General features: G+C 42.2%; 11 protein-coding genes and 1 pseudogene. 3 read left to right on the forward strand and 9 right to left on the reverse strand.

What is annotated here, in order from left to right; all coding sequences use genetic code 11:
* Window positions 1-219: 219 nt before the first annotated feature.
* The 5 genes and pseudogenes from SPSYN_RS05495 to SPSYN_RS05515 all read right to left on the reverse strand — a co-directional run.
* Window positions 220-1995: a DUF262 domain-containing protein gene (locus SPSYN_RS05495; RefSeq protein WP_161821509.1), complete on the reverse strand. Its 1776-nt coding sequence runs from the start codon at window positions 1993-1995 to the stop codon at window positions 220-222.
* A gap of 105 nt (window positions 1996-2100) precedes the next feature.
* Window positions 2101-2319, reverse strand: coding sequence for a hypothetical protein (locus SPSYN_RS05500; RefSeq protein WP_161821510.1), 219 nt, complete (start codon window positions 2317-2319; stop codon window positions 2101-2103).
* A 426-nt stretch (window positions 2320-2745) separates the two neighbouring features.
* Entirely contained in the window at window positions 2746-3780 is a 1035-nt protein-coding gene (mcrC, locus tag SPSYN_RS05505) for a 5-methylcytosine-specific restriction endonuclease system specificity protein McrC (RefSeq protein ID WP_161821511.1), read from the reverse strand.
* Complete coding sequence (locus tag SPSYN_RS05510) at window positions 3773-6391, reverse strand: AAA family ATPase (protein WP_161821512.1); 2619 nt, start codon at window positions 6389-6391, stop codon at window positions 3773-3775. The genes mcrC and SPSYN_RS05510 overlap by 8 nt, the downstream gene beginning before the upstream one ends.
* Window positions 6392-7262: 871 nt before the next feature.
* Window positions 7263-7409 (reverse strand): annotated as a pseudogene (locus tag SPSYN_RS05515) (recombinase family protein); the annotation flags it as partial.
* 298 nt (window positions 7410-7707) lie between these two features.
* Between SPSYN_RS05515 and SPSYN_RS05520 the strand changes: the two are divergent.
* The 3 genes from SPSYN_RS05520 to SPSYN_RS05530 all read left to right on the forward strand — a co-directional run bounded on the left by SPSYN_RS05520 (window position 7708) and on the right by SPSYN_RS05530 (window position 9680).
* Entirely contained in the window at window positions 7708-8415 is a 708-nt protein-coding gene (locus SPSYN_RS05520; RefSeq protein WP_161821513.1) for an MFS transporter, read from the forward strand.
* A 331-nt stretch (window positions 8416-8746) separates the two neighbouring features.
* Complete coding sequence (locus SPSYN_RS05525; protein WP_243152928.1) at window positions 8747-9493, forward strand: M15 family metallopeptidase; 747 nt, start codon at window positions 8747-8749, stop codon at window positions 9491-9493.
* A 16-nt stretch (window positions 9494-9509) separates the two neighbouring features.
* Window positions 9510-9680, forward strand: a complete 171-nt coding sequence (locus tag SPSYN_RS05530) for a hypothetical protein (RefSeq protein WP_161821514.1) — start codon at window positions 9510-9512, stop codon at window positions 9678-9680.
* A 134-nt stretch (window positions 9681-9814) separates the two neighbouring features.
* On the opposite strand, the gene SPSYN_RS05535 is transcribed toward SPSYN_RS05530, so the two are convergent.
* The 4 genes from SPSYN_RS05535 to SPSYN_RS05550 form a co-directional block, all read right to left on the reverse strand.
* A complete protein-coding gene (locus SPSYN_RS05535) occupies window positions 9815-11161 on the reverse strand; it encodes a hypothetical protein (RefSeq protein ID WP_161821515.1) in 1347 nt (448 codons plus the stop codon).
* Window positions 11154-11699: a sigma-70 family RNA polymerase sigma factor gene (locus SPSYN_RS05540; protein ID WP_161821516.1), complete on the reverse strand. Its 546-nt coding sequence runs from the start codon at window positions 11697-11699 to the stop codon at window positions 11154-11156. Before SPSYN_RS05540 ends, SPSYN_RS05535 begins: the two co-directional genes overlap by 8 nt.
* A 147-nt stretch (window positions 11700-11846) precedes the next feature.
* Complete coding sequence (locus SPSYN_RS05545) at window positions 11847-12560, reverse strand: zinc-ribbon domain-containing protein (RefSeq protein WP_161821517.1); 714 nt, start codon at window positions 12558-12560, stop codon at window positions 11847-11849.
* A gap of 66 nt (window positions 12561-12626) precedes the next feature.
* The gene (locus SPSYN_RS05550) at window positions 12627-14528 is read right to left on the reverse strand and encodes a DUF2207 domain-containing protein (RefSeq protein ID WP_161821518.1); all 1902 of its coding nucleotides are present in this window, start codon (window positions 14526-14528) and stop codon (window positions 12627-12629) included.
* Between the last annotated feature and the right edge of the window lie 8 nt (window positions 14529-14536).

The following is a 14536-nucleotide window of genomic DNA, read 5'->3' on the forward strand; positions in this document are numbered from 1 at the left end:
GGGCTAAGATCGAGGGTATGAAAAATCTTTTCTAACCGGGTTTCCGGTTGCAGTTTCATAATTTCGTCAAAGGAAAACAGGCACTGTTGTTGAATATACAAGTAACTTCACCTCTGGTTTTTGTCGTTTGTTATTAGGTGCTACTTGTAATATTCGGCAAAACAAGGGGTGAAGTCCTTTTTTGTGGCCTTGAAACCCTTGATTCTATTGGCTTATGGATTATGCAAAACACTTAATTAAGTCTCTTTCCATTGCCCACGGTGAATTCCGATACACCTTTTCATTTGGCGAAGCATTAGGAATTCCTTTTTTATCATCGAAACCCTTGTTTTGGTAATGACTATTCCAATCCGTCAGGCATAGGTTTCCCAAACGGTTGCGGTTAGCCAAAAACTGGTCGTAATTAAAACGCTGGGACCAATAAGGCACAGCTAAGGTGTTATCACCCTTGGGTAATATGTGTTCTATCGTTGATGTCTTTTTACGGGCATAAAATTGATTCCAATCAATAGATAGTGGTTGTTTGGCTAAATAACGTTCGTATTCATATAAGAAGTATTTAATTCCATCCCAATCATAAAAATCACGGTCTCTGTCTGATATAACTGTATTAAGTTGCTTATCAGTGCAGTAATACTGAATCATTTCTTTAAGTTCATTTATACAATCATTGGAACTGCAGGTGTTATTCATTACTTGTGCCGCGATTCTATACGCCCAGCTAAGACCAGTATTGGCGTATTTCTCCAATACAATCAAACGAAATACGAAAACCTCAGCAAGTCGAAGAATTTCACATAATTCGTCAGGTCTATTCCCAAATTGTTGGTACGCAGCCATTAGCAAGGGCATTACAGTAGCAGAACGCCCTATACGCCGTAGGTTTAGCGTTTTCTCTAACAATTCGTCATAATGTGTGGGTGCAAACTGAAAAGCATGAGTGTTTTGAGGGTTTAAAAGATCACGGTAAGCTCTTACAGAATTGCGCAGACTTTCAAGATAATTTTCGACCCCATTAAAAATTTCGATTGACGATTTACCGTTTCTAAGGTTAAGGGTTTTCTTTACCGCCTTATGTATGTCAAATGTTCTGTCTGGTCGATTTTCCTGGTACCATTCGGCGCCAGGATAAATTGCCCAATGGTAACGTAAAAATTGGTCCTCGTCAGCATCCGTCCCTGCATCTACCATAGCCTGCAAGACTTGATGCCAGGTGTCATTAATTTCTCTTGTTAATGTTCTGAGAGCCCGCTCATCATCGCTTACCTTACCACCAATATACATTAAATAGTTCTTAACTTTTTCTAATTGCGTTAGCTGCTTTCCACGTGCATTCATAACTTCGAACATAATACCTACATCTGCCTCATTTTCAACTTCATAATAGACAAAACCTAGTTGACTAGTAATTAGTCCAACTAAATAAAGTAAATGATCAAACCATTGCTGGTTATCCTGTATTTTACTTTTCCTGCTGTTAAGATACTTACGAAACTCCTCTTTAGCGTTTAGTAAATTCCTATGTGCTGGGAGTTCAGGATCAGGGTTTGGTTGATCACAAATAATATGATCAATAAAAAAACGATTAATGCTACTGTTTAGAGAAAGTTTTTGCAAACGTTCGTCGCCAATATACTCCTTTTGTAGGTTGTTCGATGTCTCTTTTGCATCAGGGATGTCTAGTTCGGCTAGTTGCTTAAGTTCCTTTACAATGCAGTTCAGCAAAATAATAAGAGTTGTTAATCGCTGCTGACCATCAACTATGTCGAGAATGTTTATCTTTTGCCCAAGCACATTTGCTGGCTCATGCTGCCCTTTGTGCAGTACAAGTGTTCCCGTATAATGCTTTTTATCTGGTCCCAATCTTTCAAGGTCTTCAATATCGTTCAATAAATCTTGTATTTGTTCTGTTTCCCACGCATATCCTCGCTGATAATCTGGTATCTGAAAGGCTTTATTTTTAAAAATATCTTGAAGGGTTTCTAATATAACCAAACCTTTACCTCCTTTTGTTTAATATTAGCGGCTGTTGACCTAGAACTGTGACTCCTCTTTGGAAAATTGTAAAATTTTATATATATAAATTTTCCGTATAAAATCTTATTTTCCTTTAGTTGCAGCGATTAATTTTGCCATAGCACTCTTACGGAAAACAAGAATGTTTTGACGTTGGGAGCAGGCAGCAGCGCGTCCATCGGCAGTTGCCAGTTGCCCTTCGATTGCCTGGTCAGGAGGTATCGCTGAGCAGGTTGGGTACGAACTAACGCGGTAGGAGCGAGCCGCTTCATGATCACCGGTACAGCCACATCTTACCGGCATTTAAAATGGAACTAGCGTTACAGCCTTTTTGAGGGGGCTAAGTGCTTTTATGCAATGCTTTTTCTGTCGGCAGCTAGTGTTAGAAAAAAGAAGGAAGCCACATATTACCGGTCCCAGCTTTAGGATAGTTCACTAGGGTCGGGCCTGGTAATGTGTGGCTTGATTTACTGTGAGGGGCTGAAAAAGCTATAAACAAAGGGTTTCCCGACATTGGGCTTTTCTCTAGGCTACTTTGCCGGAGGTGAGAATGTTGGGTACCCCTTATTTTTATTGTTTGCGGTAACATATCAACTGCCCTGAAGGTTATATATTTGAGTTAACAGATTAGATAATGGCCATTTTTGAGGGGGTTGAGGAGACAGGATAGATGTATAATTTCTGTTTATTATCCTTTATGTGATAAAACACATGATAAAAATATGATAATTATAATAATAACTTTTCCACTATTACATTCAACTGATTGGATATGTTGGAAAAGTCAGCATTCAAGTCCAAAGTTTTAACGCTAATACGACTGCCACCAATAATATAATCGTTGTCTGGTACAATATCTTCATCAGTTTTGGCATAAAGCAAAAGGCCGCTTACATTTCCCGAATGAGCAAAATCCATGTTTTTTACATAAGTAAATATCTGATACATATTGTGAGAATGGAGTGTCCGGCTGTTGAACAGGCTGTTTGTCTGCATGGTGTGCTCATAGTATTTTGTATCTATAATGAGGGTTTTGCCCTGATATCGAAGAGTTATATCTGATTTCATAGCAGGTAAATATTCAATTTCCCCACCGTCGACATCCCAGTCAATAAGGGCGGCTGAAGCATTAAACTGGGGATAATGCCTGCGGTAATACTCCAACACGAATTTTTCGTAAAGCCTGTGCATACGCTGGTCGTCTACGTAGCGCGCCAGCTTTCGGGAGCCGTCCTGCTCGGTCATGAGCATGCCTTCATTCACCAGATAGCAGATATTTAGCAGCATCTTGTAAGTAGTGTTATTCCTGTGGTATCTGATACCCGACCATTGAATTCTGCTGGGGTCTACTTCATCAACATTGCTAAAATAAAGCATTGCTTTCCTTAAGGCTTTTTTATGCTGCGCTGATACTTCAGGGCAGCGTATCAAAAGCATGGCAGTAGTTTTGAGAATTTTATTCATGTAGCTGTTTTCTGTAAACTCATCATAATCACAGACCAGTTTCTTTTTAAGTAAAGAATTTTGTACAATGGAGGCAGAGACATTGATTTTACCTGCAGGTGAAATAATGGCTTCTGTTTTGTTGATATACTCCCTGCTCAAGCCTCTTTTAATTTGGTTGGCGATACCTTTGGCAAGGATTGCCGCAAATAAATCGGAGGCATATTCGAAATCTTCGGTTGTTACCCGCTTATAGCCCTCTTCATTTAAAACATGAAAAGCATAAGCAAGCATGTAGTATATATTCTGAATTCTAATCATACAAAGCCTCACTCAGCCTTTTTGCCCACTGTTCTATTTTGGATGGTTCATCAAACCAATATTCGCCTAAAAGAGGCAACAATTCATACTTAACAACGGCTTCCAGCCATTCGTCGGTTACCTCACTATTTGTGCACAGATAACCGTGACCAATTCTGAACCCACTGCCAAGGGATTCATCCTTGCTGATAAAGTCATTCAAAGCCTTAATATGCTCAACCAGGACATTAAGCTTGGGATTGTTTGCTTGTTGAATAATTGTTTTAAACCCTTCAGAGTCAAAAGCAGGCTCAAGTTCAAAGAAAGCGAATCTTCTTCTCAAAGCATAATCGATTATGGCAAGGCTGCGGTCGGCAGTATTCATCATGCCGATAATATAAACATTCTTGGGAACGGAAAATAACTCGTTGGAATAAAGCAGGCGCAGTTTTTCACCGCGTTTTTCCTTTTCTATAAGCATCATCAGCTCACCAAAAATCTTGCTTACATTACCGCGGTTGATTTCGTCAATGATAAAGAAATAATCCCGTTCATCGTCATCCTGGGCTATTTTGCAGAACTGGTAAAAAGGCCCGGGTGTAAGCTCAAAACCGTCTTTGGATGGACGGAAGCCCATAATAAAGTCTTCATAACTGTAACTTTGATGAAATTGAACCATCATAACCCGGCTTGTGTCTTTTTGCCCCATTATGGAAAAAGCCAGTCTTTTGGCAGCAAAAGTCTTTCCAACGCCGGGTGCTCCTTGCAGGATAATGTTTTTCTTGGTTTTTAAGAGGTTAACCAATATACTGTAACGTTCGGTATTCATGAAAACTTCACTGAGGAAGTCATCTTCGGTGTAGGGATCGTACACAATTTCTTTTTCTTCGATAAGATCTGCGGAGTCGTCATCAATGAAGAAAGCTTCCAATTTTTGCACATATTCGGTATAAGGAGTAATGTCAGTAAGGGTTTTCATAACGGCTTGCCCAGGATGTTCCCATTCGCCGTTATGAGTCCATTTGATTTTGCGAATATGTCTATACTCATCGCGCCCGGCATCAAAAATATAGTCGGATTCAACTATGCCGCGGCCAATAACTTTACGCATACCTTTTTTGGCATAAACAATGTCGCCAGCTTTAATCTCGTTGGCAAACTGCCATGTGGCAAGGGCTGAGTTCGTATACGAGTATTCCGCACCGTACAGTTCCTTCATTTTGGTTTTCATGGCATCCTTGCTGGGGTATTGTTTCAGGTCTCCCATTTCATCCCATCCAATGCCCATGATTCCTTGAGAATAAAACTCTTCCCATTTGGAAGAATTGCTGCCGGGGGCATAAATCCAGTATCGCCTTGGTGAAGCAGATGGCGTGGCTTCTTCTGTATTCTTTGGTTCCACACGCTTATAGGTGCCATTGATAATGCTATCTATGGTATCAGCCTGTTCGGTAGTTAATTTAAAGTTTGTAGCATTGGGGAAATTAATTATACTTACATTCTTCAGCCGTTCATCTGCCAATAAATCTTCTCTCTTAATAATAGCATCCGTTATTTTATGCGTCAGTTCAATATCCACGACAGGACTTTCTCCTGTATTTATTTTGTCGGAAACAGCATAGGGGTCAGGCTCATCGTTTTCTCTGATTTCCGGGTCACAGAGGATAACTCCTGAAGCAACAATGCCACCCTCAGGGCCTGAAACCCATATATAAGCGCGATCGCCTTTTTTGATCTGGTTTTGGTATTGTTTTACGCTCCATATTATAATATCAAGATCTTTAACGGCACCGATAACATCATAGTATTTGGGATTACCCTGAAAAATCCAACCCAATGTGCCTTTGCTGGCTGAAATGTGATTTTTGTTCTGCTCTTTCAAAGTAGTTATAGTCCACGCTGCGTGGGACAGTTCGGGAAAACTGTGATGCGGGCTGTCGTTCTTTGCAAAAACTTTTTTGCATACAGAAATGAGCTCCAAATAGATTTTTGCGCTTGGAAGCTGCTTCAAGTTAGAAATTTTGGTAATACTCGCGGAATAAGGAGAACCGTCTTGTGTCAGATAACTCCTGTTACGTTCATCAAGGTTTAAGTAGGAAAAGGGTCGTATCCAATATAGTCCCATAGTCAAATTCCACTTAATTCCAAGCTGTCTTCTTACCTTATCATAACAAACTATAAATGTTGACTTGGAGACTTCTGACGGATTGTCTGCATAGTTTATTCCGGCTTCAAACACGTCCCATAGGTTGGAAATATCATCTTCTTTTCGTTCACTTTTATAGGCGAAAAACCAGGCTTTCATATTATTTATTACCGGAATGCCGTCAAATTCTGTCGGCACTGAAGCTTTAACACCAAGTTTACTGCCGATGCCTTTCATCAAGGCAATGCGGTTGTCATTGGATATTCCTTTATTGAAACAGCCAAATACGGTAAACGGGCAAATATCGTCAATCGACATACCGTCCTTTTCTGTAAACGGATATCGCAAACTTAAATCTTCATAAACGCCTTTTAGCAACTCAAGAAGTTGAGGACGATTACTTTTATATGGCAACAGTTTGTCAGCAAACTCCATATAATAAGAAGTCCAGGCAAATTGATATTTTATTTGAATATTTGAATCCATAATCCTTGCACCTCTATTTTATCTATTTACAGGCAATCCGTATTTATGAAACGTCCAATCAATTTTTTCCCGGCTTCGCCCGCGGCCATGTCAGCGCAATAGTTGTATCGTCCGCATACACGCCCTGCGCTAGACTAGTATACGCGCATGGACTTGTGCCACCAGATGGGCGGCGTTGCCGCCCCGGGGAAATGGGCTGCGGCTGCAGCCCCACTACGCTAAAGCGCGCCCTTCCGTTGGGTTGCCGTAGCTTATTGAATTTATTAATGAAAATTAATAATTTTATTTAATTATTATATATTTGAGGTAATGATGCCGGTTATTGAAGATAAAGTATTTACTTTAATATTGAATAATTATATCATTCATGAGGTAGATGGGGTATATATTTGGTTACCTTAAGGTACGGCACGCCTCCACCATTGGAAACCAAAGACACCTTGAAAGCAATTTCAATGGTGTCTTTTTTTACTTTAACACTTTTTCTACAAATTCCTCCACTACTCGTTTACATACAATTGGTCGCCAACCAACAAATCTTTTTGATAATGGAACAAATAATTTATTATCTTATCTTCTGTCAGTGTATCCTGCTTTTTCCTTAAATTTAATTCACGGAGCCTTGCTTCCAACCGCTGCTTTTTTAATTTCCAGGGATTTTATTTTCTCTACAATCGGGCGAACGGTCCCCCCGCCCTCAGCTATAGCTTGGAGTAGGTTTGAGATTTGCGTATCGATATGATTTTTTTCCTTGTTCAAGGATTGAGTTTCATCTTGGTTTCTACTAAGGTTGTCAATGTAATAATCATATACTTTCCATGCCAGTAGAGGAATAATCTCCTCATTAAGCAGTTGCTCATGGAGTTCCTTTAAAGGCTTCGTTGATATAAATAACTACAACGATATAGCCTCTTTTTTCTGCATAATCTTTACAGGCTCTTATCTGAGCGATAATTGATTCGTGACGTTGGTTATCACTTGAGTATCTAGCGTAAATAACTATACGAATAATTTTCATAGCTACCTCCGCCGCTACGCTACTCTTAATGTAAAAGTAACTTTAGCTATACTACCGTGATCTTTGTTACACTGGCATCCAGGATTTTGTCCGCACCCCCTCTGGCCTAATCTTAGGGTAGTATTAACATTGGGTATCCAGAAGTAAGGGAGAATTATGTATTTCTCCTTTGTTATGTAAGTGAACGTCCTAAAATCAAGCAACACATAACGTAATTCAAGTTTTTCTAGTGGCTGATGTGTTAAAAATGTACTCAAAAATGAGCCCTTTTGTGTTAATATCAATAGGGGAAAATAATATGATGAGTAACAGCAAACCTGAAAAATTATGGGGTAAAGATTATATTATCGTTATGATTGCATCTGCCGGAATCAGCTTTTGCAATTATTTTTTCTTTTCCACACTGCCGATCTATGCGCAAAAAATTAGCGGAACTGTCGTTTATGCCGGCCTGATGACCGGCGTTTATACTTTGGCTGCTTTGGCTACACGCCCATTTTCCGGAAATCTTTCCGATAAATTTGGACGAACTAAGTTATTAATATTGGGTGCATTTTTATGTACAATAGCCTGCACCTTATATAACTTTGCAACCATTATCAGCTTACTAATATTCATAAGAATTCTGCATGGTATTGGTTTCGGTATCCATTCAACTTCCGGTGGAGCCGTTGCAGCTGATGTTATTCCAAAATCCCGCATGGCAGAAGGAATTGGGTATTTCGGACTTTATGGTACGATTGCGGCGGCTGTGGCGCCTGGAATTGCCCTTTCTATAATAGAAAACGGAGAAATACAGAAATTTAGAAATCTATTTATTCTTGCAGCGGTGGTCTCTTTTATAAGTTTAATATTTGATTGTTGTATTACATATGAACGCAAAAATAAAAACGCTTTAAACAATGAAATCTTGTCGCCAACTGAGACTGAAAGCTATAATGAAAACCTTCCCAAAACATTTCTTGGCTTTACGTCTATTTTGGGTCTACGATTTTTACTACTATAGCCCTGATCGTTTATTTATCAGATGTTGTTAAAAGAAGCCGGCAAAAATGCACCCCCATTCATTACGTATCGGGAAGATAGCCTTTTAGAGTAAATAGCTATCTAATGCCGGGGTTGACCGACTCTGGTACTGCTGGCCAGAAGTATATTTTCCATGGTTTTAAAGAGTATCTGGCCGTTTTGCGGCTAAGCCAAGAGCTTTGTCACTAAGCCTTTAACTGCTTAATCAAACTCTGAAGTCTTTGGATGGTCGAGTTGATCCTATAGATAATGCCGTTTAAGTAATTCGATAATCGCCTATGATGAAAGTGAAGAATCCGGGTGGTATATGTATGTTTATGATTTCAGATAATAAACACAAGATTTGCTTTAATAAAGGGCAAGTGTTGATTCTTGTGCTTATTACCATAGTTTCCATGTCTCTTGCCGGCTGTAGAGCTAATAATAGTGAAGAAATTTCTCCCAAAGAAAGCCAATATGAGGAGTCCGAAGTACCGATAACGCAGAACAGCCCACCTTTAATTGAGCCGGTAGAACAGGCTAATACTGAACCAAGAGATGAGGATTTGGTCAGAATACTTGATTACATTCCGTCTGTATACATTGAACTGAAGTATGCTACAACCGATAACTTTACAGGTAAGATCATATACGATTTTACTGATGCTTCTCTGCGTTATGGAACAATAAAAAAACTCAAAGCCGTTCAGGAAGAACTGGCTGAGCAAGGATACAGCTTAAAGATATGGGACGCATACCGACCAGTCAGTGCTCAGTTTACATTGTGGGATGTCTGCCCCAATCCTGTATATGTTGCGAATCCCAACACCGGTTATTCAAGTCACAGCAAAGGGAACACGATAGATGTTACTCTGGTGTTATCTGATGGAACAGAAATTATGATGCCTTCATGTTTCGATGACTTTTCCGAAAAGGCAGACAGAGATTACAGCGACGTTTCCGATGAAGCTGCCGCCAATGCGGCATTACTTGAAAATACGATGTCTGCTCATGGTTTTAACTGCTATTCCGGTGAATGGTGGCATTTTTCAGACAGTACAGCGTACACGGTACTATGATTTCAAGGATGGTCGCATGAAAAAGAAAAGTGTCTTTATGATTTCTGGTCTGATCGTTTGTGTTTGCCTTCTTGCGGGTGCAATATATCTGTTTAGCAGAATATTTCCGAAGGCTGAGCCAATTGGATATCCCGATGTCCAGGACATTGTTTCTGTTGCGTTAGGCTCCGGCAAACAGGAAGTGTGAAAAGGTCAAGAAAAGCGCAATATTTTGCCGGAATAACCGGGCCTTTATCAGTTATTTTGCCGCCGGCTCGATATGCGCAGAAGGAGGTTCCCGCATGAGCGGCAACCTCCTTCTTGGCGTCCGTTTGTTTGATGCTATTTTAGGTTGATGGTCCAATTTCCGTTTATTTCGAAATTCGGCCAGGAGACTTCCAAATCCGCCGCATCTATCTGCTTATTGAACTCAAGCGTCATAATAGCGGTGTCACCGTTAAATTCCGAGTCAATCTTCTTGACATCGCTGTTATAAACCTTGAAGGATTTGGTCTTAACGAACTCTTGATTCCCCGTGTTAAGTTTAAAAGTGAGCCTTGCCGAAGTCGGGGAAAGCCGTTCAACACTCTGGACTACTGCCTTCTGAGCAATTAAATCAACTTCGCGGTTGAGGGTTTCCATACCGTTCTTGGGGATATTGATGCTAAGGCTATCCACTTTTTTTTGATAACAGGCCTGAAGAGCAGGTAGATTGACGGCAAGGCTGGTGCCTTGGGGTGCTTCGGTTACAAAAGTAGTAATAGGCATGGTTTTAGCATCCTGGGGTTTTTCAAGTTTATAATTGCTGCCTTTTTCATCCGTCGCATAAATGTCCCCCACCTTTAGCCCCGTACCGGTACTGGTTAAGCGGTTCTTGCCCAAATTCTCCATGGTTAACCTGGATATTTTATTCTTTGATTCCCCAAAGGCCTCGAGCTTCATGTCCTGGTCTTTAAAAGATGCTATCAACTGGACGGCCAGTTTGCCGTCCCGCTCAATGCTGCTGGCCCCAACTGTGACCAAATCAATCTTATTTGCGTTAGGTGCGCTCTCCGTCAACTTTTGGGTTCCATCCAGGCTTTTGGCTTCCTCCAAAGCTATGGTAAAGGTTTTGCCGCCGAGCAGCAGGTTATATTCCTTGGCCGGTATGAAATTGTAGTTCTTTTCTTTATCGTTCAAAAGCAGCAAGAAGTATTTGTTATCCCCCTCCATGGAGTTTCCGCCTGAGGTATATTCGACACCAGAGTTATTTTTGGGTACAACTTTTATACTGTAAATAGCTTCCTCACTCAGGTCCGAGGTCAATTCCATCTCCATCCGGTCGGAGGCCACCATAAAGCTGTCCACTGTCGTTTGGTCATCCAGTTTCAGGCGCTCGGGAAGATAATAGGCCTTGCCGTCAACCATGGTTGAATATACCGGGGTTTTGTTGAAAAATAATTTTATGGCCTGCGATATCTCATCGGCATATACCACATTGACGCAAACAAAACAGGCGCATACCGCCGCTGCGTAAGTCAGACATTTTCTGAGACGTGATTTTTTATTATGCCGGGCAAGTTTCTGAACTGCTTTTCTTTTAATCGATTCCATATCGAAGTCAACTCCTTCCATAAGTTTGTCTATCTCTTTTTCCGCCCGATCATCGTCGAGCCGGTTCAACATCCAGATAATCTTGTCTTCATTCATATTTCAAGCCCTCCTTTATGGCTTTTCTTCCCCTTAAGAGCCTGTTGTCTACGGCCGCTCTGGACAGATTTAAGAACCGGGCAAGGTCATTGATCTTTTCACCTTTAATAAACCTTCTGATAAATATCTCCCGGTCAGGTTCCGCAAAGGTGTTAATTATATTCATCACCTGTTCCAGATCCTGCCTAAGCATTACCTGTTTTTCCAAGTTTACATCATCCTCCATCTGGACATTCGCGATGTCTACAAGGCTGTTGCTGCGTTTCCTGCGTTTATAGGAAAGCGCTTTGTACTTGGTTAGAATAAGCAGCCAGGTTCTGAAGCTGCCTATTTCTTTATCAAATTCGGTAATCTTGATCCAGGCATCAAAAAATACATCGGCAACGCATTCTTCAATATCCTCTTTGCTATGCGATACTGCCAGGATGTTCCAGGCAAGGCAGTATACCATTTTTGTATATTTGCTGATCATGTATTCATAAACTGCTGTATCCCGGTTTTCTATCCCCCGTACAAGCTCAGCCTCCGAGTATTCCAAATATCCCACCTCCTCAAAATCTTTTCATATACTACTACGTGTGAAATATGGAATATCTCTTAAAAAATATTAAAGCAGGTTCGCAAACTAATGAGAACCTGCCCAGGACGATGACAAAAGCCCGCTAAAATAAACAATGGATTAAAATCATTTGTTTAATAGCGGGCAGGAGCAGCGGTAGCATTTGTCATCATTGATGTCGTTTAGAGTGGAGCAGGCATTGCAGAATATGATGTCGTCTTTGGATTTATCGTATTTTTCCAGAGTGCCCAACCCTTTGTGATGACGCACCTGATCACCGATCTCAAAATAATTGAAAATGGTATCGTCATCTTCCTCAAATTTGTTTATGATCTTGCCCCGGTCGGTTTTGAAAACGATCGTGTACAAAGTATATCTCTCTGTGTAGTACTGACCGTTGCTATCTTTGTTGCGCCGGGTCTTTTTCTCGATTTTCTTATCAATGACCACTCCATCCCACTGCTTGATCCTCATTCGACTGATAGTCGCCAATAAAGCGATGGTCAGAAACATGCCCCCAATGCCCAGTCCGATATAAAGGGCCTGAGGATTGTCCATTTCAGAACTTGTTTCTCCATAGATGAAAAAACCAACTATTACAATAACGGCTAAAATTCCGGCAAAGATGAAGGACCAGGCGGTGGCTTGGCGCCGGTAACTGGCAAAAGCCGGGTCATTGATCCGCTCTGAATAGCCAATCCGGTTCTGATTCCCTTCGGTTTGTTCTATACGTGTTTCGTGATCCGTTTGGCTTTCTACTGTCTGGGTTAAAGGATTACCACAGTTAGTACAGAATCTGACGCTTTTGTCAGAATCAGCGCCACATTTCGAACAAATCACATTTTTCCTCCCTATCTCCCTGGTTCCCATTATTTATGGGCTCGTACTCGCCCGCCAGGTGCGGACCTACCGGCCTCCGTAGCTGCCGCCTCCGCCGCCGCCACCTCCGCCGCCGGAGAATCCACCCCCGCCGCCGGAACCGGATGAAGACTTGCTGACTGCCTTTTCAGCAGATTTCAGAGCTCTTTCGAAAGATTCGCCTATCCCATCGAAGGAATTGGTCAGGGCATTCATGCCGGTATGATGGGTTCCATACATCATCCATCCTTGACCGAAGCGATAATCTCCCTCCTGCATATTGGGGAAAACTACTTCCAACTGCTTGATGACTTCTTTGGCTATGCCCAGTGTGACCGCAAAAACCAGATAATGCTCCCAGATGATAAGGCTGGGTATCTCATAGCGCTGCATCTCTGAAAAATGTTCCAGGAATCTTTTGAATGCTGCCCAGCGCACATAGTCTTCCTGACCGGTCACGGAACGTCGTTTGAAAAAGAGTGGCACCACAAAAATAATAATGCCGGCAATCATCATCGCCCAGCCGATGGTTCCTATCCTGGCTGCCAGGACAAAACCAAGCACAAAGAGCGCCACCCCACCCAACACAGTGAAAAGCGTAATATTACCCAAGCTGTCAAAGAAATTGTACTCTTCGCATTTAGCTATAATGTCGGAAGTCCAGCCACTCCACCAGAGATGAAATTTTTTGCCATTCTTTTTAGCGTATTCTTCAATATCGGTCAAATATATATAGTCCTTACCGCCGCCGATATCGTTTTTGAGATAATCGATAAGTTCTGCTTCATGAGGCCTAAGTACTGCTTCTTCCGGTTTTCTTAAGCTGGCTGGTTCCGGTGCCGGCAGAAAACTGAGCAGGAAGGTAGTGACTTCTTTGCTGCCCAGAAGCTTGCGCTGCTGTACGGTGTCCTCCTCGAGAAAGAGGAACTTCCGACGGGCTAAGTCCATGATGGTAGCCGTGATATCATTGGACTTCATGGTTTTGAAATTCCACAGTACACTGAGCTCCGCCGGGCTGTATGATGCGGGCAGATCCCGATAATAATCGCCGTCAAAAACTGTGGGGTGTTTTCGCCCGTATCTGCGCCATAACATAAATACACTGGCTAAAGCCGCTAATATAATGCCAGCGCCAACACCCATTTCCACCCGGGCCATGGCCCGTTCCTTATTGGCCTGCTCAGCCCAGCCCTTTTCCTCGGATAAGATCCTGACCAGAGCCGGTTGAACGTCATAGGCTTCCGCCGGCGCCCCGGCAAACAGACTGACGGGCATGAGAACCCGTCCTTCCATAAATGTATATGGAGGCAGATCATTGACTTGTAACACGACTTCATTGGGGCCGGAAAATTCCACTTCCCCATTTAAGGGTCCGTGCCCCCAGATGCGGATATCTTCCCCTTGCTTGAATTGTTCTGCACCCGGCGGTAAAGTCAGGTTCACCTGTACATAGGAAATCTTATTGCCGTTGGCTTCCCCGATGAATTTGCGATAGAGTTCTGCCGTATCCTGATAGATTTTAACCGCATTGATCACCCGGTAAGAAACGTCGAAGGTGCGGACCTGATCATTTGCGTCGATGCTCCAGTCAATGAGAATGTCCCCGCCTTCTGATTTGGTCAGGTAGGTTCCCGGGGGTCCGTATTCGGTGCCGGGATTAAATTTATATGGCTGGCCGTTTTCACTGACCTGTACTTCGACAATGGGGGTGTTCCCCTGGGGGATCTTCACATAAAAACCGTTCCAATGTCCGGAAAAATCAACCGTGATCCTTTCGGTGACCTGCATGGATGCATCGGGCAGCACCTGGGCATCCACAATGATCTGATCCATGGTCAAGGAGCGATCCGCCAAGGCCGGAGTCGTCATAACGGCCAGGACCAGGAACAAGCCCATTAAGAGGCCGGAAACCGTGGTTGGGAAATGGCGGGGAGACATTTTTCGTATCATACTAGCAT

The organism is Sporotomaculum syntrophicum (genome assembly GCF_009932395.1).
Lineage (GTDB): Bacteria > Bacillota > Desulfotomaculia > Desulfotomaculales > Desulfallaceae > Sporotomaculum > Sporotomaculum syntrophicum.

Coding starts and splice junctions, on each gene's coding strand:
- SPSYN_RS05535 (WP_161821515.1), bottom strand. CDS start 11,161: ATGAATGAAGACAAGATTATCTGGATGTTGAACCGGCTCGACGATGAT.
- SPSYN_RS05520 (WP_161821513.1), top strand. CDS start 7,708: ATGATGAGTAACAGCAAACCTGAAAAATTATGGGGTAAAGATTATATT.
- SPSYN_RS05550 (WP_161821518.1), bottom strand. CDS start 14,528: ATGATACGAAAAATGTCTCCCCGCCATTTCCCAACCACGGTTTCCGGC.
- SPSYN_RS05500 (WP_161821510.1), bottom strand. CDS start 2,319: ATGCCGGTAAGATGTGGCTGTACCGGTGATCATGAAGCGGCTCGCTCC.
- SPSYN_RS05525 (WP_243152928.1), top strand. CDS start 8,747: ATGTTTATGATTTCAGATAATAAACACAAGATTTGCTTTAATAAAGGG.
- SPSYN_RS05510 (WP_161821512.1), bottom strand. CDS start 6,391: ATGGATTCAAATATTCAAATAAAATATCAATTTGCCTGGACTTCTTAT.
- SPSYN_RS05530 (WP_161821514.1), top strand. CDS start 9,510: ATGAAAAAGAAAAGTGTCTTTATGATTTCTGGTCTGATCGTTTGTGTT.
- mcrC (WP_161821511.1), bottom strand. CDS start 3,780: ATGATTAGAATTCAGAATATATACTACATGCTTGCTTATGCTTTTCAT.